The sequence below is a fragment of the Ochrobactrum sp. P6BSIII genome (assembly GCF_014138065.1).
Lineage (GTDB): Bacteria > Pseudomonadota > Alphaproteobacteria > Rhizobiales > Rhizobiaceae > Brucella.
Genome location: NZ_JACGXB010000002.1, coordinates 167,189 through 193,541, shown reverse-complemented (window position 1 = coordinate 193,541; position 26,353 = coordinate 167,189). Strand labels below are relative to the sequence as shown.

Sequence of the window (26,353 nt, the reverse complement as noted above, 5' to 3'; positions counted from 1 at the left end):
TTTATTTCGATATATCTTGTTTTTCGATATATCGAGATTTATCTTGTGGTCATGACAAACACAAAAAATGGCGATCCGGATCGCCGTCCAGAACATCCGGAACAAGAAGAAGCCCAACACCGTCACGGTCGTCATGGCGACCATCGGGGCGACCATCGGGGTGAACACAGAGGTGGGCGTTGGGGTGGTCCTTTCGGTGGACCTGGCCGCCATCGCGGCGAACATCCCCACGCTGAACATCCTTTCGGGGAGCGTGGCGAAGGTCGAGGCGAACGACGTGGTGGCCGAGGCGGTCACCGTCGCGAGCGCATCTTCGATTATGGCGATTTGCGCCTGCTCGTCCTCTCGATGATCGCCGAACGGCCCCGTCACGGTTATGAGCTGATCAAGGATATTTCCGAACAGTTGCAAGGCGTCTACACGCCAAGCCCCGGCGTGATTTATCCGACGCTCTCATGGCTTGAGGATATGGGCTACACCGTCACGGAACCCGGTGATTCAGGCAAGAAGCTCAATCGCATAACGGCTGAAGGCGAGGCCTTTCTGGTCGCAAACCGCGCTGCCGCCGATGCTCTTTTGAGCAGGATAAACAGCTTTGCCGAGCACAATGGCGACATGCCGCATGAGGTCATCCATGCGCTGAAAAGTCTGAAGGCGACCGTTCGTCAAAGACTGCATCGCGGACCGATGGACGCCGCCAGCGCCGAAGCGATCGTGGCCGCCCTCAAGGAAGCCACGCGAATTGTGGAGGAAAGCTGATGAATGCACCTGTCTCAACCAATGCTGCCGCGGAATCCGCGGCGGCTATCGAGACCGCCCATGCCAGCCGTTATTTGCAGCAGCTGGCCAAGCATTTTGCGCATAAGCTGCCGGTCACCTTCGATCCAGAAGCAGGGCAGATCAGCTTTTCCATCGGCGAATGCCGGTTGCGTGCCGACGACCAGTTTCTACACCTTGCCCTCACCTCGCCAGACCAGCCTTCGCTGGCGCAATTGCAGGATGTCGTCGAACGGCATCTGGTGCGCTTTGCCTTTCGCGAAGAACTTGCCATCCATTGGCGCAAGCTGACCGTCGGCGAGCATATGCTGGACAAAAAGGTGCAGGCCGTCCTTGATGAATACCATGCGCGGCAGCGTGAGGAACGCGATGCGCCGCGCATCGAAGCGCCGGGCGGCCGCGATGGCGGGCAGGATATGCGTATGCGCGCTATCGGTCCCGACACAGGTCGTTTTCTCAACACGCTGGCGCGAAGCCTGCACAAGCCGACTATCCTCGAAATCGGCACCTCGTTCGGCTATTCCGGCATCTGGCTCGGTGACGCGGCGCGCGCCACCGGCGGCAAGCTGATCACCATGGAACTCCATGGCTACAAATCCGATTTCGCAAAGGAAATGGCGACAAAGGCCGGGCTGGCCGACCAGATCGATTTCAGGATCGGCGATGCCGTCGCGATGATCGAAGCGCTGCCGGAAAAGGTCGACCTTGTTTTCCTTGATCTCTGGAAAGACCTGTACGTGCCTTGCCTTGAAGCCTTCTATCCGAAGCTCAATGACGGCGCGATTGTCGTGGCGGATAATATGATCCGTCCCGGCGGTGAAAACCTTCAGCGCTATAGTAAAGCCATCCGCGCCAAAGCGGGTATCGGCAGTGTGCTCCTGCCAATCGGCACGGGACTGGAAGTCAGTCGCTTCGAAGCCTGATACGAGACCGCTGTATGCCCGCCTTCTCGGCGGGCATGACATTTTTAATGCCAACCCCGATCCCAATCGGGCTCACCGCGAAAACTCTCGGCCAGATAGTCGACGAGGGTGCGCACCTTGATCGCGAGATGGCGCGCAGGCGGGTAGACCGCATGGATGCCAAGCGGCTTGCTTTCAAAATCCCCCAAAACGCGTTGAACGCGCCCTTCACGGATGGATGGACCGGCAATGAATGTCGGTACATGCGCAATACCCAATCCGGCCAGAGCCGCATTGAGACAAGCCTCGCCATTGGAAAAATGCAAACGGCCCGTGACATTGACCGCCTCGGCATCGCCCCCGCTCTGCGACGCGAAACGCCAGACATAGGGATCACGGAAATTCGTATCGATAATGCAGCTATGCCGCGTCAGATCTTGCGGATGAACCGGCGCTCCGTGCTCGGCGAGATAGGATGGCGTGGCCACAAGAACCACCCGCGCATCGCATAGCCTGCGGGCAATCAGGCTGCTATCGAGCGGCTTGCCGATCCGCACGCCGATATCGAAGCCTTCATCGACCAGACTGACAACGCGATCGGAAAAGCTCACATCGATCTGAATATCGGGAAAAGACTGCGCAAATTTCAGCAATACCGGCGTCAGCCGCAAAGTGCCGAATGACATCGGCGCCGTCAGCCTTATGCGCCCGGTCGGAGCGCCCGATGCATTGCGCACCGACGCTTCCAAGGAGTCGAAGTCCTGCAACAGCCCCTTCATACGCTCGTAATAGGCGTATCCGACCTCTGTCGGTGACAAGGCGCGCGTGGTGCGCTTGATGAGCTGGACGCCAAGATCAGCCTCCAGCCTTGATACGAGTTTGGATGCCTGACCGCTGCTTGTCCCAAGCCGTTGCGCCGCCGCTGAAAAACTGCCCGTATCCAGCACCGCAACGAACATACGTTCGCAGTCAAGCCGATCCATTGATTGCTTCCATTCCAGCTATTTTCCGTCTCACAAGGCAGGAAAATAGCTTAATCTGGAAATTATCCAAGCTTCAAAACAGACCGCAAGAATGCGGCAGCCATGACCGCGCCTTCAGACGATATCGTATGCCCGACGCCGCGCAGAATATGGCAGGTGGAGTTCACACCGATACCGGCAAAGCGCGCATTTGCGCTTTCGGATTCGCTTGCCGGAATGACCGGATCGGCGCTGCCATGCACCAGCAGGGCCTGTGTCGCAAGTGTCGGTGTGAAAGGTTCCGGCGAAGCCAGTCTGCCGGAAAAGGCAACCACGGCGGCAACCGGCCAGCGACCCGAAACAAGCGCATCAAGCGACATGATCGCGCCTTGGGAAAAACCAACGAGCACTACACGGTCGAGCTTATCGGCAAAGCCATGCTCGGCAATGATCCGCGTCAGAGTTTCATCAAAAGCCGCACGCGCCTCGACAATTCGCTGCGGGCGATTGGCGGGCGTAACACCGCTGACGCTGAACCATTGACGCCCGTTACCACCCTGATCGAAGGGAAAGGGCGCATCCGGTACTGCGAATGCCGCGCCGGGCAAGGCATCGGCCCAGAACTCGCCAAGCGAAGCGAGATCCGCCCCGCGACTGCCGACACCGTGGAGAAAGATAATCAAAGAATGCATCTGTCTGTCATTCACTTTCAAATGTGAACCGGAGCCAACCCCGGCAAATCTGGCCCAAGCGGCACGATGCCGGTGGGGTTCAGCGCCTTGATGGAATAGTAGCCGCGCTTGATGTGATCGATATTGACCGTTTCGCGAATGCCGGGGATATCCAGAATGCGCGTCAGCCAGGCACTGAGCGCGGAGTAGTCAACCAGTCGCCGCAGATTGCACTTGAACAGGCCGTGATAGGCCGCATCGAAGCGCACCAGAGTAACGAACAGGCGGATATCCGTTTCGGTGAAGCGATCCCCGAACAGGAACGGTCCATTGCCTGAAAGCCGAGCCTCCAGCTCGTCCAGCGTGCGGAACACATCGCGGAAAGCTTCATCATAGGCAATCTGCGTGGTGGCAAACCCGGCCCGATAGACGCCATTGTTCAGGCTTGGATAGATATGCTCGTTCAGCGCATCGATTTCCGCGCGCAGCAGCTCCGGGTAAAGATCGATATCGTTATTGGCGAGATCGCCAAAGCCGGTATTGAACATACGGACAATATCGGCGGATTCATTATTGACGATGGTTTTCGTCTTTTTGTCCCACAATACCGGCACAGTGGCGCGTCCCGTATAGTGGGGATCGGCCTTCGTATAAAGCTCATGCATATAGGTCGCGCCGTTGAGGCTATCGCGGTTGGAACCCGGATAGTCACCAAAACGCCAGCCCTGATCCGTTAACGCTGGCTCCACGACGGAGATCGAAATGAGCTTATCCAGCCCTTTCAGCTTGCGCGCGATCAGCGTGCGCGACGCCCACGGACAGATATAGGCGACATAGAGATGGTAGCGGTCGGGCTCGGCTTTGAAACCCGCCTCGCCGGTAGGTCCCGCGCTGCCGTCCGGGGTGACCCAGTTGCGGAAGCCGGAAATCTGGCGCACGAAGCCGCCTTTTTCATCCTTGGCCTGGACCGGTTGCCAGTCTTCAGTCCATTTTCCGTCTACGAGCATGGCATCTATCCTTGATGATCGGGAAAAGTGCGGAGAGGAGCATAGGCCACCTCCCCGCATTGCGGAACAGTGCGTTTTGGCGTCAGCTCGCGGATGCGCCCGGCTTCAACGCAAAAGCGCCGTTGCCTGCAAGTGCCACCACGGCAAGACCGACAATCCAGAATGCCGGGAATTCCCAACCGCCATTGGCATTGGTGAAGAAGAAGCCGGCTGCGCCGTGGACCGTGAAGATCGCACCGAGCAGGATCGGGATCAGGGCAGCAGCCGCAACACGCGGATAGACGCCGATGATCAGCGCGACGGCACCAATTATTTCCCAGAGGATGGTGACATAGGCGAACCAGCCCGGCAGGCCGAGCGATCCGAAGAAGGCAGCCGTTCCGGCAGGGGTGAAGACGAAGAGTTTCAGACCCGCATGGGCCAGGAACAGAATGCCGAGCGCGAGACGCAGAATGAAGATCGCATAAGGTGCGGTACGATTGTCGATCACGATGAACCTCGTTTCAAAACAGTGATTATTGAAACGGACAATCTCAAAAAAATTGCTCGCTGATTAGTCGGGCAGAATGAAGCTAACTCCTTCCAGTTTGGAAGGAATAACCAGACTTCGTGGATAATTTCTCCATAATAAGGCGCAAAGCCACGCTTTTGGCGTGCCCTAAAGCCCTTCCAGAGACATGTGAAATCGATCAGGCGACGATCTGCAACTCGGTACAAATCCGGTTACGGCCCAGATCCTTGGCGCGATAAAGCGCGGCGTCGGCACGACGGAAAACGGTCTCAAACCCGGAATCGGCTGCCGTGAGGAAGGCAATACCCGCACTCGTGGTCGTGCTGAATGGATCGCGCGTCGTGTCGAACGAAGCGGACGCGAAAGCCTTGCGAATTTTATCAGCGGTCGCGAGAACATTCACGTTGGAGGTCTGCCGCAGGATAAGCACGAATTCCTCACCGCCGATGCGCGCAATAATCGCCCCCTGACCGGCATGGGCACGGATGATGCTTGCGAATTCCAGCAACACGCGGTCCCCGACCGTATGACCGTGACTGTCGTTGATCGACTTGAACGCATCCAGATCGAACACAATCACGGAGTCGCCCGCGCGCATCTCATCAACAGCCAGACTGTCGTAAAGCGCCCGCCGGTTGAGCAGGCCGGTCAGACTGTCGGTACGCGCTTCATTGGCATGACGTCGCGCAATACGCGATTGCGTAAAGGTCAGCGACAGGGCCCCGATCCCCGTAATGCCGATAAGCGCCATCATGGCATTGAAATCTTCCGCCAGATTGCTTGGCAGGCTGGTCATCACCCATTGCTGTTCATAGACGATGACGCAGCCGCACAGGAAAAACGAAACGGCTGTCAATAGATAGAGCGTCATCATGCCGACAACGGGAATAGGCGCTTCATGATAGACTGAGCCATATTCCTTGGCCGTGATGTAAAGCAGAAATGCCGCCACAAAATTGAAGATCGCGATGCCAACGCCCACAAAACCCAACAGGATGGGTGCCAGAATAACGCCAATCGCAACGATGGAAAGCACAAAGAGATTGCCTGTGGGCACCCGTCTGGCCGAAATCTGCTTTGAACCGATGAACAGGAAAACGAAGCCGACGGTCATCAGGCTGAAAGCGATCACCGACGAGGGAACCAGAGCCAGAAGACCCGAATAGCTGAGCACCGCGCCTGCGCCGAGCAGGATCATACCCAGGCAGCCCCAGAGCAGGAACTTGTCCATGCGGTTCTGATACCAGACGCTCAAAATGGTTAGCGCCACCGCAAGCGAACATAAGCCCGCTGCGAAAAATAGCGTGTTTTGGTCTAGCTCCAAGATTTAGCTCCGCACCCCTTAAAACGCGTTCGGTTCTGACCATGTCAAACCGGCGCTCCAGCCACTTTTTCTCGCGCACGTTCTGTCCGACGCCTGCGTGTGGCAGTTTTCGGTGCGTGCTCTCGCCCATACTGAACATGGAGTTTAGCGGCAGAACGCCAAAGAATCGATACTTACTTATTTAAGTTAAGTTCAAATTCTTACTTTCCTTGCGGGACTGGTTAAAAGTTTTTACTTCCTTGCGCAGGCATGGTCAGTACCAGTCGAGCATTCTTAGGTATCATAACTTCAATCTTTTCAATGGGTTCTGTCATTTCCTTATGCACAACCGTTGCAGCAAAGACCTCCAGAAGCTCAGGGCTGCGCTGATCTGGATTAACGCCAGCCCCCGCCTGCGCTGTTCGACTGCCATGGGCGCCTGAAACGCTACGCGCAGGATCGTAATAATTCCTATTGAAAATTATTACAGAAATTGCGTAAAAATTAGAAAAAATTACCACGAATGCAATCAGCGGTCCCGATAGAACGGAACCAAATAGTACGCCTGCTACACAGGCCCCGTTACATAGAATGCGAGTACCCGCCATGTCGGATCACAACCCGAACTCTCTTTCCCCAAATCGTCGTCAGTTTTTGCTTGGAGCGGGCAGCGCACTGGCGCTTGGCGCGACCGGCAGCTTCTGGATGCCGGGTCAGGCACGCGCGCAGGACGCCACGCCGCGCAAGGGCGGCCATCTGATCATGGGTCTTGATACGGCGTCGAGTTCGGACCGTCTCGATCCAGCCTTTTATCCCGAAGCTTATATGTATTCGGTGGGTTTCCAGCTCTTCAACACCCTGCTTGAGCCGACACCGGATGGCCGTCTCTATGGCGCACTCGTCGAAAGCTGGGAAGCAACCAAGCCAGATGCATCGCAGTGGGTATTCCGTCTCAAGAAGGGCATCCAGTTCCACAATGGCAAGGAACTGAAGGCCGAAGACGTCATTTACTCGCTGAACCATCATCGCGGCGAAAACAGCAATTCCGGCGGCAAGGGTTTCCTGCTCGCTGTGACCGAACTGAAGGCGACCGATCCTTACGAAGTAACGATCACGCTCGACAAGGGCAATGCCGACTTTCCGGCCGCTCTGACTGATGTGCATCTTGGCATTACGCCGCTCGATGCGGATTTCGATAAGGGCATCGGCACTGGCGCGTTCATTCTGGAAGATTTCCAGCCGGGCGTTCGCGCATTGACCCGCCGCAACCCGAATTACTGGGCACCGGATCGCGCCAATGTGGAATCCGTCGAAACCATCGCCATGAGCGACGCGACGGCCCGCATGGCCGCGCTGCTCAGCGGACAGGTGCATGTCGTCAACCGTGTCGACGCTCGATCCGTTGGTCTCGTTTCATCGCGTCCCGGCGTTCAGATTTTGAAGACGCCTGAAAACACCATGTACTGCCTGCCGATGCGGGTCGATACGGCGCCTTTCGACAATAATGATGTGCGTCTGGCGCTGAAATACGCCATCGACCGCGAAGAATTGCAGAAGAGCATTCTTGGCGGCACCGGTTCTATTGGCAACGACAACCCGATTTCGTCGTCGAACCCGTATTATTCCAAGGATATTCCGCAGCGCGCCTATGACCCGGAAAAGGCCGCCTTCCACTTCAAGAAGTCCGGCTATAGCGGCAATATCCCGCTGGTCGTTTCGGAAAACGGCTTCCCCGGCGCGGTCGATGCGGCGCAGGTCTATCAGGCTGCTGCTGCCAAGGCCGGCATCACCATTGATGTGGAACGCGTTCCATCCGATGGTTATTGGGATGAAATTTGGCTGAAGCGTCCGTTCGTCGCCTCCAACTGGGCCGTTCGCCCGACCGCCGATGCGATGCTGTCGATGATCCTGCAGTCGGACGCACCGTGGAACGAAACCGCCTGGAAGAACGAAGCTTTCGACAAGCTGCTTGCCGAAGCCCGCGTTGAGCTGGACGAGGAAAAGCGCAAGAAAATCTACCACGACATTCAAGTCATCATGGTGGATGAAGGCGGCGAAATCATCCCGCTCTTCGCCGACAATCTTGCCGCCGCAACCGACAAGATCAAGGGCTTCACTCCGACGCCATCCGGCGGCGACATGAGCGGCTATCGTCTGGCCGAAAAGATCTGGTTCGAAGAATAATCGGGCCTCATTTAAAAAGCTTCAATGCTTTCCTGAACAAAGGCCTCTTTGCTGATTGTACAGCAAGGAGGTCTTTTCCTTTTCAACAGACCGCTTCCGTTACGGCAGCAAACGGCTTGCCCATCGGGCGTGTGTTTGCTTCTGCTAATAGAGGTACAGACCTCGATTCGGCGCCGGGGACGACAATGAGGGGCTTTGCATGAAAATATGTCTTGCAACGGTGATGATGGTATTGGCACCACTACCCGCTACAGCGAATTGTATTCCGCCTTGGCAGACGCAATTTGCCTGCAATATTCCGGATCGTAACGCCCGCGCCGAGTTTTGTCGCATTGACGACACCAAGGCCAATCCAGGCAAGAAGGAAGCCTATTACAGCTATGCGACCGGCTCTGGCCCGACCGAACTCTATTTCGAGACTGACAATACTCTGTTCTCGACCAAGGACACAGATATCGACCATCCGACCGACATGACGATGGCGATCGGCTATGCGCGCGGTGACTATGTCTATGCTTTCGTCGTGACGGAAGACAACCGCATTCCGGACCGCATAAGGGATGCGGAAGTGCGCGTTTATAAAACCATCGACGCCTTTTCGAACGACAAGAAAGACACGGAGATCATGCGGCTTTATTGCGATTCCGCCTCCATTCTTGCCGACCGAGACAGCATTCGACCCTGACAGGGTCGTTATCTGCCCCGCATCTGTTCGCCAGCGTTCTTGGCAAAACGCAGGTTCCAGAAAGTCGCTGTCAACGAAATGCCGGTCACGACGAGAAACGCCGTCGAGAAATCGGACATGACGGGCACGTCGTGGGCATGCAAATTCATGGATGCATGAAGAACCAGCGCCGCCACGCAAACACCGACTGACAGCATGAGCTGCTGGAACGTCGAATAGAAGCTGTTGGCCGAGCTCATCCGCTTTGCGTCCACCCTGTCGTAGGCCACCGTGTTATAGGCGGTGAACTGGAACGACATTGAAAAGCCCGACATAGCAAGCACGATGAAGATCAGCCAATGCGGCCATTCCGGTGTAAAGAAAGCGCAGATCGCATAGCTGCACGCGGAGAATATGCCATTCACCACCAGCGACTGCCGGAAGCCGAACCGCCGGATGATCCGCGGCGCAAAGGCCTTCATCGCCAGCGCGCCAAGCGCGGTCGCAAGCACCATATTGCCTGCCGCCACAGCCGACAGACCAAAGCCGATCTGGAGCATCAGCGGCAGCAGAAACGGGTGCGCGCCCTGCGTGATGCGGGTGATCGAACCTGCAATCATCGATGTTCCGAAGCTTTCAATGCGCATCAGCGAAAAATCGAGCATCGGCGCGGGATGGCGGCGCGAATGGACGATTGTGGCAACGCCGAAAACAACACCGACGACAAAGAGCTTCAGCGCGAGGTTCCCTTCCCCCGGATTGCTCGCTGTTTCCAGGCTGAACAGCAAAGCGCCAAGCGCAATACCCGACAGGATCAGACCCACGAAATCGAAAGGTTCGCGCGTTTCGCTTTTATATTCACCGATATAAAGCGACACGAACACCATGCCCAGAATACCGATGGGCACATTGATGTAGAAAATCCAGCGCCAGTCCAGAAATGTCACGAACAAACCGCCAAGCGGCGGCCCGAGAATAGGGCCCATAAGCGCGGGCACCAGCATCCACGACATGGCAGCGATGAGATCCTTGCGTTCCACCGAACGGATCAACACCAGACGGCCAACCGGCAGCATCATCGCGCCGCCTGCGCCCTGCAATAGTCGGGCTGCGACCAGACATGGCAGGTTTGGCGCCTGTGCGCAGAGCACGGAACCCAGAATGAAGATTGCAATTGCGAAGCGGAAAACCGTGCGCGTGCCGAAGCGGTCGGCGATCTTGCCGCTGGCCGGAATGAAAATGGCGAGACTGAGCAGATAGGAGGTCAGCGCAACGCTCATGGAAGGCGCGCCGACAGCAAAATCGCGCGCCATGGTCGGGAGCGCGGTGGCCAGAATGGTCGCGTCCAGCTGCTCCATCAGCATCGCACTGGCAACAATCAGCGCAATGATGCGAAAATTGCTCTTGCCCTCCGAAGCTGTCGCTTCGGTGGTTGAACTCTGGCTCTCGATGCTGACACTCATGGCTATTCCAGCTCAGCGGGCAAAAAACGGGCGACCGTCATCACATGCTGATGACGGAGATTTCACGAACCTGGCTTATCTATCCGGGAAAGGTGATGCGCGCCTTTTGGAGATATCCATGCCGCAAACGACAGTCGGCTCAAAAGAAACTGCGAGCAATAAACAATCTTGCTGACCGTTGACGGCATATATCACAGATCGCGGCAAAACAAAGCCGCTCAAGAGAATTTGACTTCGGATTCATTTATGGTTCAGGGGGTTGTCGAGCTTGTGGTGCGTTTGAGCGACAGGCTGCGCTCCCGGAACATGGAAAAGAGACCCGCGCTGACAACGATAAAAGCACCAGCGATGATAGTCCATGTCAGGGTTTCATGGAAAACCAGCGTCGCGATAAATGCGCCGATGACCAGTTGAAAGTAAGTCAGCGGCTGCAGTTCGCTCGCTTCAACACTATGATAGGCGCAGATAAGGCAACAATGGCCCGAAACGCCGCAAATGCACAACACCGCCATCCACGGCATATCCTGCAACGCGATTGGCACCATATAGAAGACACCTACGACCGTCAGCACCAAGAAACCAATGATGCCTGTGTAGAAGACACTCGTCACCGCGCCGTCGTCCTTGCTGACCGCTCGTGTCGTCACAGCATAGATCGCCAATGTGAAGGTTGCAGCCACGGCGAACAGGATGTTGGCATCAAAATGGGCGTTGACCGGATTGATGATCAAAAGCACGCCGCACAGGCCTATGATGATCGCCAACCAGCGATGCCAATCAATCCTTTCGCCGAGGATAGGCACGGAAAGCGCAGTGACCAGCAAAGGCACGCCCTGAAAAACCGATTGAGCCGTGGCCAGTCCCGCCCGGCTCAGGCCAAAAATGGCAAAGACCACTCCCATCGCCAGCATAATGCTGCGGGCAAGCTGAAGAAAGGGCCGCTTCGAGGAAGCTGCCTTAACAATCCCCCCGGATCGCCTGGCTAGCAATATGACGAATGCAGCGAAAACCCAATAACGGATCATCGCGACGAGGATCGGTGGGTAATGTGTGCCCAGATATTTCGAGATACCATTCTGCACCCCAAAGATGGACACCGAGACAAGCTTGAATAGGTAGCCTTGGCTTTTGGGGCTCATACGCGATACTCGAAACCGCCCGAAACAGGTGAAAATCGACTTAAAAGAATGCGTTTGAGTAATCGCTAAATAACGAGATTGATACAACGAAACCCGTTATCTTTCGCTGCCGCGAGCAGAGGAATCTGAATTTTTTGCTTTTGCGATAGAGCAAGCGTGACACGCTTACTCTCCTATTTGTTCGCTTCGTGTACGTCCCGAGCCGCCGGTTCAGGGCGTTGTGGAGCTTGTCGTGCGTTTGAGCGACAGGCTGCGTTCCCGGAACATGGAGAAGAGACCAGCGCTGACAACGATGAAAGCACCGGCGATGACATTCCATGTCAGGGTTTCATGGAAAACCAGCGTTGCGATAAATGCGCCGATGACCAATTGGAGATAGGTCAGCGGCTGTACTTCGCCTGCTTCCAGAATGTCATAAGCCCGGATGAGGCAATAATGGCTGGAAATGCCGCAAACGCAGAGCGCCGCCATCCAGAACCAGTCGTGCGGCGCGATGGGCACGAGATAAAAGACACCCACAGCCGTGAGCACCACCACACCGCCGATCCCGGTATAGAAGAAGCTGGTCATGGCGTCGTCATCGCGGCTAACCGCGCGCGTCGCGACTGCATAGATCGCGAACATGAAGGTCGCCGCGACGGAGAACAGAATATTGGCGTCGAAATGGGCGTTGACCGGATTGATGATCAAAAGCACGCCGCACAGGCCGACGATGATCGCCGTCCAGCGACGCCAGCCAACTTTTTCGCCGAGAAATGGCACAGATAGCATCGTGACCAGCAAAGGCGCGCCCTGAAAGACAGACTGCGCCATGGCCATTCCGGCGCGGCTGAGGCCGAAGATGAAGGTGACGATTTCCGCAGCCAGAATCACGCCGCGGGTGATCTGCAGAAACGGGCGCTTCGTGGACGCCGCCTTGGCGATGCCACCGGAGCGTATGGCCAGCAGAATGACGAATGCGGCAAACACCCAGTAGCGGATCATCGTGATGAAGATCGGCGAGTAATGCGTGCCAAGATATTTCGAAATGCCATCCTGCACCGCAAAGATGGTCACCGCGAGGATCGTGAAGAAGTAGCCTTGGCTCTTGGAGGTCATGCGCCATACTCGAAGCCGCCCGAAACGGGTGACTGTCTGTCTTGAGGGGAATGAGTGTGAGTAATCCGAACTGCGACGGATTACTACAACAAAGCCCACTATTTTTCGCAAACGACGATAAAGAAACGCGATTTCGCTCACTTTTTCCGTTGAGGAAGCGTCACACGCTTATCCCACTCGAATAGCTCGCCTTTTGCATCGCCTGTCCGTCCAGGGGCGGGACGAATGTTGCAGCCTGTCGCATGATGTGCGCGCCAGATGCGGAACCGACCGGGCGTGCACCGGTTAACTCACCGCTGCGGGGCAAGCTAGAAAGTGAGACTACGACATGAAAAAGGCTCTTATTCTTACAACGGCAGCGTTTCTTGCGACCACCGGCCTCGCCGCCGCGCAAGATGCCGTCATCATCGAAGTGCCCCAGTCTGCACGTGATTATGTTATCGCCCATCCCGTTGACCCGGTCGTCATTCAAGACGATGTCGGTGAAGGTTATGTCGTGCCGGAGGCTGTTGTCGTGCGCCCTATCCCCGACAATCCGGACTTCGGCTATATCTATGTGAACGGTGAACCGGTCATCGTTTCGATGCAGAACCGACAGGTGGTCTATTATGACGAAGCGCCCAATGCAGGCCCGCCCGTCCCCGTCGTACCCGACGATGTGGTTACCTTCGTGGAAAACAACCCGACGCAACCCATTGCCATTGATGGCGATGTGACCGAGGGCATGGTGATCCCGGAAGATGTGCCGCTTGCGGTAGTTCCTGATCAGCCGAAATATTCCTATGTCTATATCGATCAGCGTCCAGCGCTCGTGGAACCGCAAACGCGCCGCGTTATCTGGGTGAAGTAACTCTCCTTCGATCCCCGCGCGGCAATGCGCGGGGATTTTCAGTTTCGGCCTGTTTAGGCGGTTCGCAGAACAGCCCCCACGTCCTCTCTCCCTTACATCGAAATTTTGGGCCTCATGCCTCGGAAGCCTCTCGTGGGTAGGGATCCCGCCTTCCCACGAACCGTCCCATCTTCGCTAAATCCCCACAGCTGCTTTCACCTACAATCATTAGCGACTTGCGCGATTGCGCTCACATAAAATATAGATAATTCAAGAATTATATCTATTAAAAATAGGATAGGTAGCTATATGATTGAGATTAATGAGATAATTAGCGAAAAACGGGACGCCGATTCAAGCGAGCAACAAAATGAGTCGCTCAATCTTGCAAAAATTATCTATAATTTGCCATTCATTCAGCTCGTCTTCCGCGCGCAGGAAATTCACCGGCAGCATTTCGATCCCGACGCCATTCAGATGAGCAGGCTGCTTTCGATCAAGACGGGCGGCTGTGCGGAGGATTGCGGCTATTGCAGCCAGTCGGCGCATTATCCGACCGGATTGAAGGCTTCCAAACTGATGGAAGTCGAGCGCGTACTGTCCGAAGCGCGCAAGGCGCGGGAGGGCGGCGCTACGCGCTATTGCATGGGGGCCGCCTGGCGCAGCCCCAAGGACCGCGACATGGACATGCTTGTCGCGATGGTCGAGGGCGTCAAGGCAATGGGCATGGAAACCTGCATGACGCTTGGCATGCTGTCGCTCGAACAATCGTCACGCCTTTCCGACGCCGGACTCGATTATTACAACCATAACATCGACACGTCGGAGCGGTTTTATCCCGAGATCATCACCACCCGGACTTTTGCAGACCGGCTGGAAACACTGGCGAATGTCCGCGATGCAGGAATCAAGGTCTGTGCAGGTGGCATTCTCGGCATGGGCGAAACCGTAGACGACCGCATTTCGATGTTGGTCACGCTGGCCAATTTGCCAACACCGCCCGAAAGCGTGCCAATCAATATGCTGATCCCTATTCCCGGATCGCGCCTTGCCAATGCCGAGCCTATCGACCCGTTCGATTTTATACGCACCATCGCGCTGGCCCGGATTCTCATGCCGACATCCTATGTGCGGCTTTCCGCCGGGCGCACCGATATGAGCGATGAAATGCAGGCGCTTTGCTTCTTTGCCGGAGCCAATTCGATCTTTGTCGGCGACACGCTGCTGACTGCCGACAATCCCGGCGAAGATCACGACAGCGCGCTTTTCCGGCGGCTCGGCCTCAAGCCGATGACCCTGGAGCAATTGCGTTGAGCAACCCGTCCCTTGCCCGTTATCAGACGACACTGAACGGTCTTGAGCGGAAGTCTCGTTTGCGCGCCCTCTCCCCGCAGAAGGGTATCGACTTCACGTCAAACGACTATCTGGGTCTCGCCAATTCACCGCGCCTCAAGGCCGCTATCGTTGCCGCGCTCGACAGCCGTGTTCCGGTTGGCGCGGGCGGATCGCGGCTGTTGCGTGGCAACCATATCGAGCATGAAGCGCTTGAAGCCGAAGCTGCTGCCTTCTTCGACGCAGAGAAAGTGCTGTATTTCGGCAGTGGTTTCGCGGCCAATACGGCGCTGTTTGCGACCCTGCCACAGCGCGGCGACCTGATTGTCTGTGACGCGCTGATCCATGCCAGCGTTCACGCGGGCATTGCATCCAGCAAGGCAGATACCGTTTTTGCAAAGCACAATGATGTCGGCGCTTTCGACGCCGCCATCAGCGACTGGCGGCGCAAGGGCGGCAAAGGACACCCGTGGATTGCCGTTGAAAGCCTCTATTCCATGGATGGTGATACCGCCCCCATCGCGGAACTGGCCGAACTGGCAAACCGTCACGATGGATTTCTTGTGATCGATGAAGCCCATGCCACCGGCATTTATGGCCCGCAAGGACGTGGACTGGCGGCAAATATCAAAAATCGCGACAATGTGCTGGTGCTGCACACATGCGGCAAGGCGATGGGCTTGTCCGGCGCGCTGCTGCAATTGCCCGCCATACTTGGCGACTATCTGGTCAACCGCGCCCGCAACTTCATCTATTCGACCGCGCCGTCGCCCTTGATGGCGGCGGGTGTGCGTGAGGCATTGCGCATGATTGCCGACGAGCCAGAGCGTCGCCAGCAATTGCGAGACCTGACCGGCCTTGCCGGGGCGCTCGCGACTTCGCTTCTGGGCCTCAGGCCGAGCGGCTCGCATATCATGCCGATCCTGATCGGTGACAATTTTCGCGCCATGCGTATTGCCGAAGCGATGCGCGCCGAGGGGTTCGATATACGGGCGATCCGCCCTCCGACTGTGCCGGAAGGAACCGCACGGCTCAGACTATCCATCACGCTTAATGTCAGTGAAAGCCAGGTCCGTCAAATGTTCGACCGGCTTTCTATTGCAATGGGAAAAGACAGACCATGACAACGCGCTTCGTCGTCTCCGGCACGGATACCGGCATCGGCAAGACGGTCTTTTCAGCCGCCCTCACCGCCGCCCTCGACGGCTACTACTGGAAGCCGGTGCAATCCGGTCTGGACGAGGAAACCGATAGTCAGGCGGTCGCCCGGCTTGTCGGCCTGCCTCAAAGCCGCATCTTGTCGGAAGTCTACAAGCTTTCTGCACCGCTTTCGCCGCATCAGTCGGCAGCGCTGGACGGCAAGGCGATTGCCGCCGATGCATTCGCCGTGCCCGCTACGGACGGCCCGCTGGTCATAGAAGGCGCAGGCGGCTTGCTTGTGCCGCTCTCGGACGATCTGGTTTTTGCCGATATATTCGCCCGGTGGCAAATTCCGGTCATTCTCTGCGCCCGCACCAATCTCGGAACGATCAATCACACGCTCCTGTCCGTCGAAGCGCTGAAGCATCGGCGCACGCCCCTATGCGGCATCGCCTTCATCGGTGACGAGAATATAGAAACCCAGCGCATCATCGCGAAAATGAGCGGCGTGCGCATTCTTGGTCGCCTGCCGTTCCTGCCCGACCCAGCAGGAAGCGCGTTGCGACAAGCCTTTGAGGACAGCTTTGATCTAAGCAGTTTCGCGGAGGTGTGGGCATGAAGCGACAATCGGTCTGGCACCCCTTCACCCAGCACGCGCTGGAACCGGAGATGCAACGCATCGTATCGACGGAGGGCGCTTATCTGATCGACGAAAGCGGCAAGCGTATCCTCGATGCAATCTCCTCCTGGTGGGTCATCACCCATGGCCATCGGCACCCGGAAATCATGCAGGTGATCCGCAGCGCGACGGAGAGCTTCGATCAGATCATCTTTGCCGAATATTCCCACGCGCCTGCCGAACAACTAGCCGAAGGGCTGATTGAAATCGCGCCGCCCGGCCTGCATCACGTCTTCTATTCGGACAGCGGTTCGACGGCAGTGGAAGTCGCGCTGAAAATGGCACTGGGCTATTTTTACAATACTTGCCAGACGCGCGACCGTATCGTGGTGATGGAGCACGGCTATCATGGCGATACCATCGGCACCATGTCCACCGGCGAGCGCGGCGTTTTCAATGCCGCCTACGAACCTTTGCTGTTTGGCGTCGGCCGGTTGTCCTTTCCGGAAAAGGGCAACGAACAGCGCACGCTCGACATGTTCGAGGACCATTGCAGGTCAGGCCGCGTGGCGGCATTGCTGATCGAACCGCTCATTCTCGGCGCGGGCGGCATGAAAACCTATCGCCCGGCTCTGCTGACAGCACTCAAAGAGATCGCGGAGCGGTTTGGCTGCCTGCTGATTGCCGATGAAGTGATGACCGGCTGGGGGCGAACCGGAACTTTGTTTGCCTGCGAACAGGCGCGCATCACACCGGATATTATGTGCGTATCCAAGGGACTAACCGGCGGAGCGCTGCCGTTGGCCGCAACGCTTTGCACCTCGGCGATCTTCGATGCGCATCTTTCAACCGACCGCCGCAAGACCTTCTTTCACTCAAGCTCCTACACGGCCAACCCCATTGCCTGCGCCGCCGCCGTCGCCAATCTGGAAGTCTGGCGACAAGAACCAGTGCTCAGCCGCATTCGGTCCATCGAGGAGTTTCACGAACACAATCTGACACGATTTGCAGGCGACCGGCGCTTCACGAATATCCGGCAGGCGGGAACGATTGCAGCGCTTGACGTTGTCGTGCCCTCTGGCGGCTATCTCGCAGAAATCGGCCAGCACATGCGGAAACTGTTTCGTGAGCGCAACTTGCTGATCCGCCCGCTTGGCAATGTGCTTTATCTGATGCCGCCCTATTGCGTGACCAGCACCGAACTGGCCCACATTTACGACGCGATTGACGAAGTGGCATCCATCGTGACGGGGCAACCGCAATGAGCCTTTGCCGCTCCTCCCGCATGGTCGGTTTCGGTCATGCGGTCCCCGAACGCTGCGTCGAGAACTGTGAGATCGAACAACAGCTCGGTCTGGAACCGGGCTGGATCGAACGACGCACGGGCATTCGCTCACGCTATTGGGCAGGTGAAGGCGAAACTTTGAGCGGGCTTGCAGCCATGGCCGGAGATATGGCGCTCGATAATGCCGCCATTGCCCGCGAAGACGTCGCGCTGACTTTGCTTGCAACATCGACGCCGGATCATCTGCTGCCGCCGTCAGCGCCGTTGCTGGCGCATAAGCTCGGACTTGCCCGGTCTGGCGCTATAGACATGGCGGGCGCTTGCGCGGGCTTTCTCTATGCGCTTACCCTCGCAGACAGCTTTGTCCGCACACATAACCGCCCTGTGCTTGTGGTTGCGGCCAACATTCTAAGCCGCCGCATCAACCCGGCTGAGCGCGCAAGCACCGTCCTCTTTGCCGATGCAGCAGGAGCAGTCGTGCTTGCGCCAGATACGAACCCACAGCGAGGGGTTCTATCTGCCGATCTGTCTTCAGACGGAAGCGGCTATGACCTGATTTCAATCCCGTCCGGCGGCAGCAACCAGCCATTCTCGCCCGACAGTGCGCCGGAGCAATTTTTGATGTCGATGCAAAATGGTCGCGACGTGTTTTCCCGTGCGGTCGATTTGATGACGACCACCTCCAGAAATGCGCTGGAAAAGGCAGGCGTCGAAGCCGCACATATCGACTGTTTTGTGCCGCATCAGGCCAATGCGCGCATGTTCGATGCCGTTGCGCATAATCTCGATATCAATCCGGCTAAAACGGTGCGGACAATCGCGACCTACGGCAATTCCTCCGCCGCAACCATTCCACTGTCGCTCTCGATCGCCAATGCATCGCGACCTTTTGCAGAAGGCGAAACGCTTCTGCTGACCGCTGCGGGCGCCGGTATGATGGGCGGCGCAGCGGTCTATATTGCCTGAGTTCCAGCTTAGGACTGCACAGTCTTCGCTGGAACGGCCTTATGTTCCTCCTGCGGAGCGGCAGCCTTGCGCGCCACAAGACTGTAGACGACCGGCACCACGAAGAGCGTCAACAAGGTGCCGAAGGACATGCCGCCGACAATCACCCAGCCGATAGCCTGACGGCTTTGCGCGCCAGCACCGGTTGCAACGGCAAGCGGAATGGCGCCAAGCACCATAGCCCCTGTCGTCATGAGGATCGGGCGCAGACGCATCACCGCAGCTTCCATCACCGCATCGGCGATGTCGCGCCCCTGGTCACGCATATGATTGGCAAATTCGACAATCAGAATGCCGTGCTTGGTGATAAGCCCGACCAGCGTGACCAGACCGATCTGGCTGTAGACATTCATGCTCGCCCCCGCAAACCACAGCGCGAGCAAGGCCCCAGCAATCGAGAGCGGAACCGTGAGCAGAATGATGAACGGGCTGACAAAGCTTTCAAACTGCGCCGCGAGAACCAGATAGATGAACAGAATGGCCAGACCGAACACGAACAAAATGCTCGAATTGGAACTGGTGAAATCGCGAGATTCCCCTTCCAGATCATACTGGGCATAGGTTGGGAACATCTCATTCGCCGTGCTTTGCAGATAAGTCAGCGCCTCGCCCAGTGAATAATCGGGAGACAGACCAGCGCTGATCGTCGCCGAGCGCAGCCGGTTGAAACGATAGAGATTGGCTGGTTCAACACTTTCCTTGACGGTTACGAGATTGGACAGCGGGATAAGCTGCCCGGACGAGCCCCGCACGTTGACGATATTGATGGAATCCGGCGTGGCGCGGTCGCTGGCGTCAAGCTGGACAAGGACATCCGATTGTTCGCCATCCCGGTCGATGCGCGTAACCTGACGGCTGCCGAACATCGTTTCCAGCGTATGGCCAACATCCGAAACCTGCAGACCTGCCTCGCGGATCTTCTCGCGGTTCATGTTGATTTCCATGCGTGGTTTGTTGAGATCGAGGTTCGATTCAACATTCACCAGACCGGGGTTCTCCTTGATTTTCTCAACAAACGCGGTTGCGAGCTTATTGAGGTCCTCGTAGCTGGACGAAGACTGGATCACAAACTGAACCGGGTTGTTGGCCCCGGCTCCACTGCCGCGCGTCGTCGTCAGGGATGGCATATTGAACCCGAAGGCGCGCATACCCGGAATGGCGCTCATCTCCGGACTAATGGAGCGAATGATTTCCTGCTGGCTGCGGTCTCGCTCATCCCAGTCTTTCAGCAGACCGAACGCACCAAAACCGGTAACCTGCTGTGCGCCATAAACCGAGAAATACGTGCTGACCTCAGGAATGCTGGCCATGATTTCTTCAGCGGTCTTGCCGTAGCGTTCCGTAAATTGAAGCGTTGAACCTTCCGGAGACGTGCCTGCCATACGAATGACCCCACGGTCCTCAACCGGAGCAAGTTCACTTGGCAGATTGACATAAAGGAACCCCGCCAGAACCGCAGTTGCCGCAGCGCCAGCCAACACAATCAGCTTGTTGCGCATGGCGAGCCCCAGCACGCGCCGGTAGTGCTCGTTGAGACGATCAAGAAATCCTTCCAGAGCGCGTGATATCCGACCCTGATTTTCATTGTGACGCAACAGCTTGCCACACATCATGGGCGTCAAAGTCAGCGCCACGAAGCCGGAAACCAGCACCGCGCCAGCGAGCGTCAGGGCAAACTCGATGAACAATTGCCCGGTTCGGCCTTCGGTGAATGCAATCGGCACATAGACAGCCGCCAGCGTAAGCGTCATCGCGATGACGGCAAAGGCGATTTCTCCCGTTCCGGCAATGGCTGCCTGCACCGGGGTTTCGCCCTCCTCAATGCGCCTGTGCACATTTTCCAGCACGACGATAGCATCGTCCACCACCAGACCAATGGCCAGCACCATGGCGAGCAGCGTCAGTGTGTTGATACTGAAGCCGAAAGCAAACATGATTGCCAGCGTTGTGATCAGCGAAACTGGTATCGTCACGATGGGAATAAGGCTTGCGCGCACCGAACGCAGGAAGAAGAAAATCACCATGATGACGAGAACAATCGCCTCGCCAATCGTGTGGAACACAGCCTCGATCGAGCGATCGATGAAGATCGACGTATCATAGGTGACATCCGCCTTCATTCCGGTTGGCAAACTTTCCTGAATGGTCGGCAGCACGGCGCGCACGGCATTGGCAACTTCAAGCGGATTGGCGGTCGCCTGTTTCACCACACCAATCGAGACGGCTGTTTCGCCTTCCTTGAAGGTTGCCTGCCGCTCGTCGGCTGCACCCAGTTCGGTTCGCCCTATATCACGCAGGCGCACCGGATAACCGTTCACGACATTGATGATGATGTCGGCAAATTCTTCGGGCGTCGTCAGCGCCGTATTGGCGAGAAGCGTAAACTCCCGATCCTTGCTTTCGATACGCCCAGCAGGTACCTCGACATTCTGGCTTTCAAGCGCCGTTTCGACATCCTGAACCGTCAGACCGTAACCCGCCAGCTTGCGCGCATCGATCCAGACACGCATTGCATATTCGCGCGCGCCGAGAATGCGGGCTTCCGAGACACCGGGCAAATTCTGGATGCGGTCAACAACAGTTCGATTGAGAACATCGGTAATTTCAAGGCCGGAATGGCGGTCGCTTGTAAAAGCCACATACATGATGGGCTGCGCATCCGCTTCCACCTTGGCGACAATCGGCTCGTCAATCTCATCGGGGAGATTCCGTCTTGCGCGGGACACACGGTCGCGCACTTCGGCAGCGGCCACTTCAGGATCGGTGCCAAGTGTAAAGCGCACTGTGATGGCGCTGGTTTCAGCGCGGCTTGTCGATGACACCACATCAATGCCGGCAATACCGGAGAGCTGTGTTTCAAGAACCTGCGTGACCTGACTTTCCACAATTTCGGCATTAGCGCCGGAATAGGTGGTGGAAACGGAAACTGTCGGTTCTTCGACATCGGGATATTCGCGGGTGCTCAGCCGCTCATAGGACACGATGCCGAGCAGCACCAGAACAAGACTAAGGACCGTAGCGAAGACCGGTCGGCGGACACACATTTCCCATATGGACATCAGACCGACCCCTCCCCAGTTGCATCCTGAACACGGATTTTGGTTCCTGTTTGCAACTTCTGCTGACCGGCCGTCACGACACGCGCATCCTTATCGAGGCCAGTGACAATCTCGACCAGTCCGTCAAGCCGTTGCCCCAACGTGACCGTGACCACCTCGACCGTATCGTCCGCATTGATGCGATAGACAGTCTGGGTTTCACCGCTTGGCACAATGGCGCTTTCCGGCACCAGCAGGGCATCTGCCTTGGTGCCTGTCGTGACATTGACGCGCACGAAAAGCCCCGGCCGCAATTTCAGATCGGGATTGGCGATCAAGGCGCGCATGCGAATAGAGCGGCCTGTTTCATCGACGGAAGGCTCGATGGCATAGACCTGCCCCTGAAACGGCTGGTCTGGCAGTGCGTCGGCTATCACCGAAACCCGCTGCTCGGGCGAAATATTCGCCAGCGCGACTTCCGGCAAGGAAAACTCTGCCACCAATGGATCGATCTGATCGAGCTTGGCAAGATTGGTCGTACCCGCAGTTACATAAGCGCCCACACTGACCGAACGCAGACCGACAACACCGTGAAACGGCGCCTTGATAGAAGTCTGTGCGAGCTGTGCTTCGGCAAGCGCCAGAGCCGCTTCCGTATTACGCAGGTTCGCTTCCGCTTCTTCCAAAGCCTGTGTTGCGCTGATCCCGCGCTTCGACAGGGCTTCGGTGCGTTCGAAAGTCGACCGGGCAAGAACATTGGCCGCACGGGCCGATTGAACGGAAGCATCCAGAATGGAGGTATCCAGCTGAAACAGAACGCTGCCAGCCTCAACGCGCTGGCCTTCCTGAAACAGAATCTTGTCCACCCGACCGCTGATTTCCGAGGCCAGCGTTACCGATTCCTTCGCGCGCAAACTGCCAACTGCCGAGATGATGCTGTCCAGATCGCGCGTTTGCACCGCCGCAGCTTCCACCACTGCGGCATTGGCCTGAACGGGAGCAATCGACGCCGTCGTCTCAGCGGATGTTTTTTGCGTGCCACGCCATGCAAAAAAAGCTGCAATCAGCACCAGCCCCAATACAAGAACTAGTATACCTCGTTTCCTAAGTTTCATATGCTAGCCTTTCATCGGGTCGGGCCATGAGTTTCCGCAGCGGGACACGCGAACGGATCAAACAGGGCGAGAGTCAAATATTAGCTTTCAAAATATTTTACTTTACAGTAAAGTAAAATTAATCTTCTGTAATGTCAGACTCTTGGCTAACAGAGGGCATTGGGGAGGGACTGAAAAGCGTGGACAAGAAAATGAATGTGAGCACCGAAACGGTGCTTGATGCGACAAGAAAAATGCTGTCGGAGCACGGCTCTGCGGTCAGCCTTGAGTTGATCGCTGCCGAAGCTGGTCTGACGCGCCAGACGCTTTATAATCGCTTTGGCAGCAAGCAGGTTTTGCTGAAAACCGCCTTTGACGACATCCGCAATAAAATCCACGCCCGTCTCGATAATGCTCCTTGGGGAGCGAAACCTGAAATCCTCCTGCCTGTGATCGGACGGATCGTGGCGGATAATTTTCTGGACCTGGAAATGGCGAAGCTGTTGCGCGCCATGCTTCAGGCCGTGGAAGAAATTCCCGAAATCGGCACCAGCCTGAGATCGGACAGGACCGGTCAGGTCCTGAGCAGTCTAACCGCTTATCTTGAAGCGAAGACGAAAACCGGTGAATTCCAGGTCGCGAACCCTGAAGTGCAGGCGATGCTGTTTCTAGGCAGCATCAGCGGATTTCTCTTTCCCCGCCTGCTTCTTGGAACTGCCGCGCCGGACGAAGAGCGTAATCAGGAACTGGTCAATGAGGCGGTCAAAAGCTTCATCAGTCTCTGGCGCAAAAGTGAACTGCCCCCTCCCAACAAATGAACGAGGCTTTCTGTGTTGAAACACTCCATGCATGCCGCTTTCATCGCCACTCTTATCGGCGCGGTTTCCGTGTCGGCACCGTCGCTTGCGCAAGAAACACGCGACATCGCCAAGGAAGAAGCCAACCGCAAAATCGTGCTGGAATTTTACGATGGTGTCTTCAACAAGCATGAAGTGGAAAAATACTCCGAAGTGCTGGCCGAGAACTACATCCAGCACAATCCGGGTGTACCGGACGGCAAAGCGCCTTTCGTGAAGTTCTTCACCCAGCGCTTCAAGGACAACCCGAAGGCGACCGCACGCATTGTGCGTAGTGCCACGGATGGTGATCTGGTCTTCATTCATCTTCAATCGAAAATGAATGAAGCAGACCGCGGCCGCGCCATCGTCGATATTTTCCGTGTTGATAACGGCAAGATCGTCGAGCACTGGGATGTTATCCAGGCTGTTCCCGAAACGTCCAAGAACAACAACACGATGTTCTAAACCTTTCGGCCAAAACCGCATTAGAAGCCAGCCTCTTCGGCTGGCTTTTCAATTTCACGGCATTCACTCGACAAAAACTGTTCTTGTCGTCGCTTCTGGCTTGTTTCCTTCAAAAAGCAATCCTACGATATCACAATTCACCGGCCTACTGCGCCCTTCCCCGACAGATCAGCAGCAGTCACAGCGTATCCACGCTCGCCGGTGCCATGGATTACAGTCGAAAGACTCACGAATTAAGGACGTGGAAAATGACCGACAAGCACGCCTCGAAGGCAATGTGGACCTATTACAAGGGCGAGTGGCGCGAAGGCGACGTGCGCATTCTGGGCGCGGCCTCGCATGCAACCTGGCTCGGTTCTGCTGTGTTCGACGGCGCACGCCTGTTCGAAGGCGTCACGCCGGACCTCGACCGTCATTCGGCACGCGCCAATGATTCCGCCCGTGCACTCGGCCTTGAGCCGACGCTTTCGGCCAATGACATTGAGGCACTGGCGCTGGAAGGCCTGAAGAAGTTCGCCCCCGGCACGGATGTCTATATCCGTCCCATGTACTGGGCCGAAGAAGGCGACAGCAGCACGGTCGCGCCGCTTGCTTCCTCCACCGATTTCGCCTTGTGCCTCGAAGCCATTCCGATGGTCGAGCCTAAAGGCTTCACCATCACCACGACCTCGTTCCGTCGTCCCTTTCTGGAAGTGATGCCGGTCAACGCCAAGGCAGCCTGCCTCTATCCGAACAATGGACGCATGCTGCTCGAAGCCAAGGCCAAGGGCTTTCACAATGCAATCGTGACCGATGTGCTGGGCAATGTTGCGGAAACGGCGACCTCCAACATCTTCATGGTTCGCGGCCGCGAAGTCCTCACGCCGGTACCAAATGGCACCTTCCTCAACGGCATCACGCGCCAGCGCGTCATCATGTTGTTACGCGCTGCTGGCGTGACGGTGCATGAGACGACGCTCAAAATCGAGGATTTCCGTCAGGCCGACGAGATTTTCTCAACCGGCAATATGAGCAAGGTTGTGCCGATCATTGGCTTTGATGATCGCAAGTTGGAATACGGAGCCGTTACCAGGCACGCCCGCAGTCTCTATTGGGAATGGGCGCACGCCTGATTTCCAGCCAAAAACTTCGACTTCCATAATGCTCCGGGTCGTTCTGCCCCGGAGCCAATCCCTGACAGCGGCTGACGCATGATCGAACATACCCCCCTGTATCTGGCAGTCGCTATCACGGCGGCATTTCTGGTTGGCATGTCGAAAGGCGGCCTGCCATCGGTCGGCACGCTCGCCGTTCCGCTGATGGCGCTCGTCATCTCGCCGGTCACAGCCGCCGCCTTGCTGCTGCCGATCTATGTCATCAGCGACATGTTCGGGCTTTACCTCTACCGACACCATTATTCAGCGCGCAATCTCGCCATTCTCACGCCCGCAGCCATTGTCGGCGTCGGTATTGGCTGGCTGTTCAGCTCGCATCTCTCCAGCACCTTCATCGGCATGCTGGTGGGGTTGGTCGGCATCCTGTTCTGCCTGAACGCCTGGATCGGCGCACGCTATCGCCGAAAGGCCCGCAAGGCTGATGTTCCGGGCGGTGTCTTCTGGGGGATTCTCACCGGCCTTACCAGCTTCGTGTCGCATTCCGGCGCGCCGCCGTTTCAGATGTATGTCCTGCCGCAGCATCTGGAAAAGCTGGTCTTCGCCGGCACATCAACCATCCTTTTTGCCATCGTCAATGCCGTGAAGCTGGTGCCATACTGGCAGTTGCAGCAGTTTTCCAATCTCGATCTATCGATGGGACTCTGGCTGATCCCTTCCGCAGTGATCGGCACTTTTGCAGGTGCGAAACTGACGCGGCTCCTTCCAGACGGCCCTTTCTTCCTGCTCGTACAACTCACCCTGTTCGGGCTTTCCATCAAGCTGATAGCCGATTGGGTCACGCCGTATTTCTTTGGTTGAGACGCTTTCAGAGTTCTTGCCAGACGGCTCCGCTTCCGCCACCATGCGCGCAAAAATGAGGGGAGATTGTGCGA

Annotated in this window: 26 protein-coding genes and 1 pseudogene; 16 read left to right on the top strand and 11 right to left on the bottom strand. The window is 56.8% G+C overall.

What is annotated here, in order from left to right; all coding sequences use genetic code 11:
- Positions 1-67: 67 nt before the first annotated feature.
- The 4 genes and pseudogenes from FHW00_RS24495 to FHW00_RS03210 all read left to right on the top strand — a co-directional run bounded on the left by FHW00_RS24495 (position 68) and on the right by FHW00_RS03210 (position 1,700).
- Complete coding sequence (locus FHW00_RS24495) at positions 68-352, top strand: hypothetical protein (protein ID WP_445558198.1); 285 nt, start codon at positions 68-70, stop codon at positions 350-352.
- Entirely contained in the window at positions 328-759 is a 432-nt protein-coding gene (locus FHW00_RS24490; RefSeq protein ID WP_445557846.1) for a PadR family transcriptional regulator, read from the top strand. The genes FHW00_RS24495 and FHW00_RS24490 overlap by 25 nt, the downstream gene beginning before the upstream one ends.
- A pseudogene (locus FHW00_RS03215) lies at positions 759-1,049 on the top strand (DUF2218 domain-containing protein); the annotation flags it as partial. The gene FHW00_RS24490 and the pseudogene FHW00_RS03215, both read left to right, overlap by 1 nt.
- A 36-nt stretch (positions 1,050-1,085) precedes the next feature.
- Positions 1,086-1,700, top strand: coding sequence for an O-methyltransferase (locus tag FHW00_RS03210; protein WP_210189462.1), 615 nt, complete (start codon positions 1,086-1,088; stop codon positions 1,698-1,700).
- Positions 1,701-1,744: 44 nt separating this feature from the next.
- Here the strand turns inward: FHW00_RS03210 and FHW00_RS03205 are convergent, their stop codons facing one another.
- The 6 genes from FHW00_RS03205 to FHW00_RS03180 form a co-directional block, all read right to left on the bottom strand.
- Positions 1,745-2,662, bottom strand: a complete 918-nt coding sequence (locus FHW00_RS03205) for a LysR family transcriptional regulator (RefSeq protein ID WP_078336864.1) — start codon at positions 2,660-2,662, stop codon at positions 1,745-1,747.
- A gap of 62 nt (positions 2,663-2,724) precedes the next feature.
- A complete protein-coding gene (locus FHW00_RS03200; protein ID WP_078336863.1) occupies positions 2,725-3,333 on the bottom strand; it encodes an alpha/beta hydrolase in 609 nt (202 codons plus the stop codon).
- Positions 3,334-3,350: 17 nt separating this feature from the next.
- Positions 3,351-4,319 (bottom strand): glutathione S-transferase family protein, encoded by a 969-nt coding sequence (locus FHW00_RS03195; RefSeq protein ID WP_078336862.1) that lies wholly within the window; start codon positions 4,317-4,319, stop codon positions 3,351-3,353.
- 82 nt (positions 4,320-4,401) lie between these two features.
- Positions 4,402-4,809 (bottom strand): DoxX family protein, encoded by a 408-nt coding sequence (locus FHW00_RS03190; protein ID WP_078336861.1) that lies wholly within the window; start codon positions 4,807-4,809, stop codon positions 4,402-4,404.
- Between the two features lie 199 nt (positions 4,810-5,008).
- A complete protein-coding gene (locus tag FHW00_RS03185) occupies positions 5,009-6,154 on the bottom strand; it encodes a GGDEF domain-containing protein (RefSeq protein ID WP_078336860.1) in 1,146 nt (381 codons plus the stop codon).
- Positions 6,155-6,375: 221 nt separating this feature from the next.
- Entirely contained in the window at positions 6,376-6,741 is a 366-nt protein-coding gene (locus FHW00_RS03180; RefSeq protein WP_078336859.1) for a hypothetical protein, read from the bottom strand.
- Here FHW00_RS03180 and FHW00_RS03175 point away from each other — a divergent pair.
- Positions 6,740-8,317, top strand: coding sequence for an ABC transporter substrate-binding protein (locus tag FHW00_RS03175; RefSeq protein WP_113533425.1), 1,578 nt, complete (start codon positions 6,740-6,742; stop codon positions 8,315-8,317). The two genes, FHW00_RS03180 and FHW00_RS03175, sit on opposite strands and share 2 nt — an antisense overlap.
- 199 nt (positions 8,318-8,516) lie before the next feature.
- Positions 8,517-9,002: a hypothetical protein gene (locus tag FHW00_RS03170; RefSeq protein ID WP_139364319.1), complete on the top strand. Its 486-nt coding sequence runs from the start codon at positions 8,517-8,519 to the stop codon at positions 9,000-9,002.
- An 8-nt stretch (positions 9,003-9,010) separates the two neighbouring features.
- Here FHW00_RS03170 and FHW00_RS03165 read toward each other — a convergent pair whose 3' ends face one another.
- From FHW00_RS03165 to FHW00_RS03155, 3 genes are all read right to left on the bottom strand, one after another.
- Entirely contained in the window at positions 9,011-10,444 is a 1,434-nt protein-coding gene (locus FHW00_RS03165; protein ID WP_078336857.1) for a DHA2 family efflux MFS transporter permease subunit, read from the bottom strand.
- A 251-nt stretch (positions 10,445-10,695) separates the two neighbouring features.
- On the bottom strand, positions 10,696-11,583 hold the full coding sequence (locus FHW00_RS03160; protein ID WP_078336856.1) for a DMT family transporter: 888 nt from the start codon (positions 11,581-11,583) through the stop codon (positions 10,696-10,698).
- 210 nt (positions 11,584-11,793) lie between these two features.
- Positions 11,794-12,681 carry a DMT family transporter gene (locus FHW00_RS03155; RefSeq protein WP_078336855.1) on the bottom strand — a complete coding sequence of 296 codons (888 nt, stop codon included), beginning with the start codon at positions 12,679-12,681 and terminating at the stop codon, positions 11,794-11,796.
- 328 nt (positions 12,682-13,009) lie between these two features.
- On the opposite strand from FHW00_RS03155, the gene FHW00_RS03150 reads away from it, so the two are divergent.
- From FHW00_RS03150 to FHW00_RS03125, 6 genes are all read left to right on the top strand, one after another.
- Positions 13,010-13,531, top strand: a complete 522-nt coding sequence (locus FHW00_RS03150; RefSeq protein ID WP_078336854.1) for a DUF1236 domain-containing protein — start codon at positions 13,010-13,012, stop codon at positions 13,529-13,531.
- 288 nt (positions 13,532-13,819) lie between these two features.
- The gene (gene bioB, locus FHW00_RS03145) at positions 13,820-14,824 is read left to right on the top strand and encodes a biotin synthase BioB (protein ID WP_078336853.1); all 1,005 of its coding nucleotides are present in this window, start codon (positions 13,820-13,822) and stop codon (positions 14,822-14,824) included.
- On the top strand, positions 14,821-15,966 hold the full coding sequence (locus tag FHW00_RS03140) for an 8-amino-7-oxononanoate synthase (RefSeq protein ID WP_078336852.1): 1,146 nt from the start codon (positions 14,821-14,823) through the stop codon (positions 15,964-15,966). The genes bioB and FHW00_RS03140 overlap by 4 nt, the downstream gene beginning before the upstream one ends.
- A complete protein-coding gene (bioD, locus tag FHW00_RS03135; protein WP_078336851.1) occupies positions 15,963-16,601 on the top strand; it encodes a dethiobiotin synthase in 639 nt (212 codons plus the stop codon). Before FHW00_RS03140 ends, bioD begins: the two co-directional genes overlap by 4 nt.
- Complete coding sequence (locus tag FHW00_RS03130; RefSeq protein WP_078336850.1) at positions 16,598-17,866, top strand: adenosylmethionine--8-amino-7-oxononanoate transaminase; 1,269 nt, start codon at positions 16,598-16,600, stop codon at positions 17,864-17,866. Before bioD ends, FHW00_RS03130 begins: the two co-directional genes overlap by 4 nt.
- Positions 17,863-18,852, top strand: a complete 990-nt coding sequence (locus tag FHW00_RS03125) for a beta-ketoacyl-ACP synthase III (protein ID WP_078336849.1) — start codon at positions 17,863-17,865, stop codon at positions 18,850-18,852. The genes FHW00_RS03130 and FHW00_RS03125 overlap by 4 nt, the downstream gene beginning before the upstream one ends.
- Positions 18,853-18,860: 8 nt before the next feature.
- Here FHW00_RS03125 and FHW00_RS03120 read toward each other — a convergent pair whose 3' ends face one another.
- Positions 18,861-21,950 carry an efflux RND transporter permease subunit gene (locus FHW00_RS03120; protein ID WP_078336848.1) on the bottom strand — a complete coding sequence of 1,030 codons (3,090 nt, stop codon included), beginning with the start codon at positions 21,948-21,950 and terminating at the stop codon, positions 18,861-18,863.
- Complete coding sequence (locus tag FHW00_RS03115; RefSeq protein ID WP_078336847.1) at positions 21,950-23,044, bottom strand: efflux RND transporter periplasmic adaptor subunit; 1,095 nt, start codon at positions 23,042-23,044, stop codon at positions 21,950-21,952. The genes FHW00_RS03120 and FHW00_RS03115 overlap by 1 nt, the downstream gene beginning before the upstream one ends.
- Positions 23,045-23,223: 179 nt before the next feature.
- Between FHW00_RS03115 and FHW00_RS03110 the strand changes: the two genes are divergently transcribed.
- The 4 genes from FHW00_RS03110 (at position 23,224) to FHW00_RS03095 (ending at position 26,279) form a co-directional block, all read left to right on the top strand.
- The gene (locus FHW00_RS03110; protein ID WP_182514634.1) at positions 23,224-23,841 is read left to right on the top strand and encodes a TetR/AcrR family transcriptional regulator; all 618 of its coding nucleotides are present in this window, start codon (positions 23,224-23,226) and stop codon (positions 23,839-23,841) included.
- A 27-nt stretch (positions 23,842-23,868) separates the two neighbouring features.
- Positions 23,869-24,327, top strand: coding sequence for a nuclear transport factor 2 family protein (locus tag FHW00_RS03105; protein ID WP_078336845.1), 459 nt, complete (start codon positions 23,869-23,871; stop codon positions 24,325-24,327).
- 248 nt (positions 24,328-24,575) lie between these two features.
- Positions 24,576-25,439 carry a branched-chain amino acid aminotransferase gene (locus FHW00_RS03100; protein ID WP_078336844.1) on the top strand — a complete coding sequence of 288 codons (864 nt, stop codon included), beginning with the start codon at positions 24,576-24,578 and terminating at the stop codon, positions 25,437-25,439.
- Between the two features lie 78 nt (positions 25,440-25,517).
- A complete protein-coding gene (locus FHW00_RS03095; protein WP_078336843.1) occupies positions 25,518-26,279 on the top strand; it encodes a sulfite exporter TauE/SafE family protein in 762 nt (253 codons plus the stop codon).
- Positions 26,280-26,353: the final 74 nt, after the last annotated feature.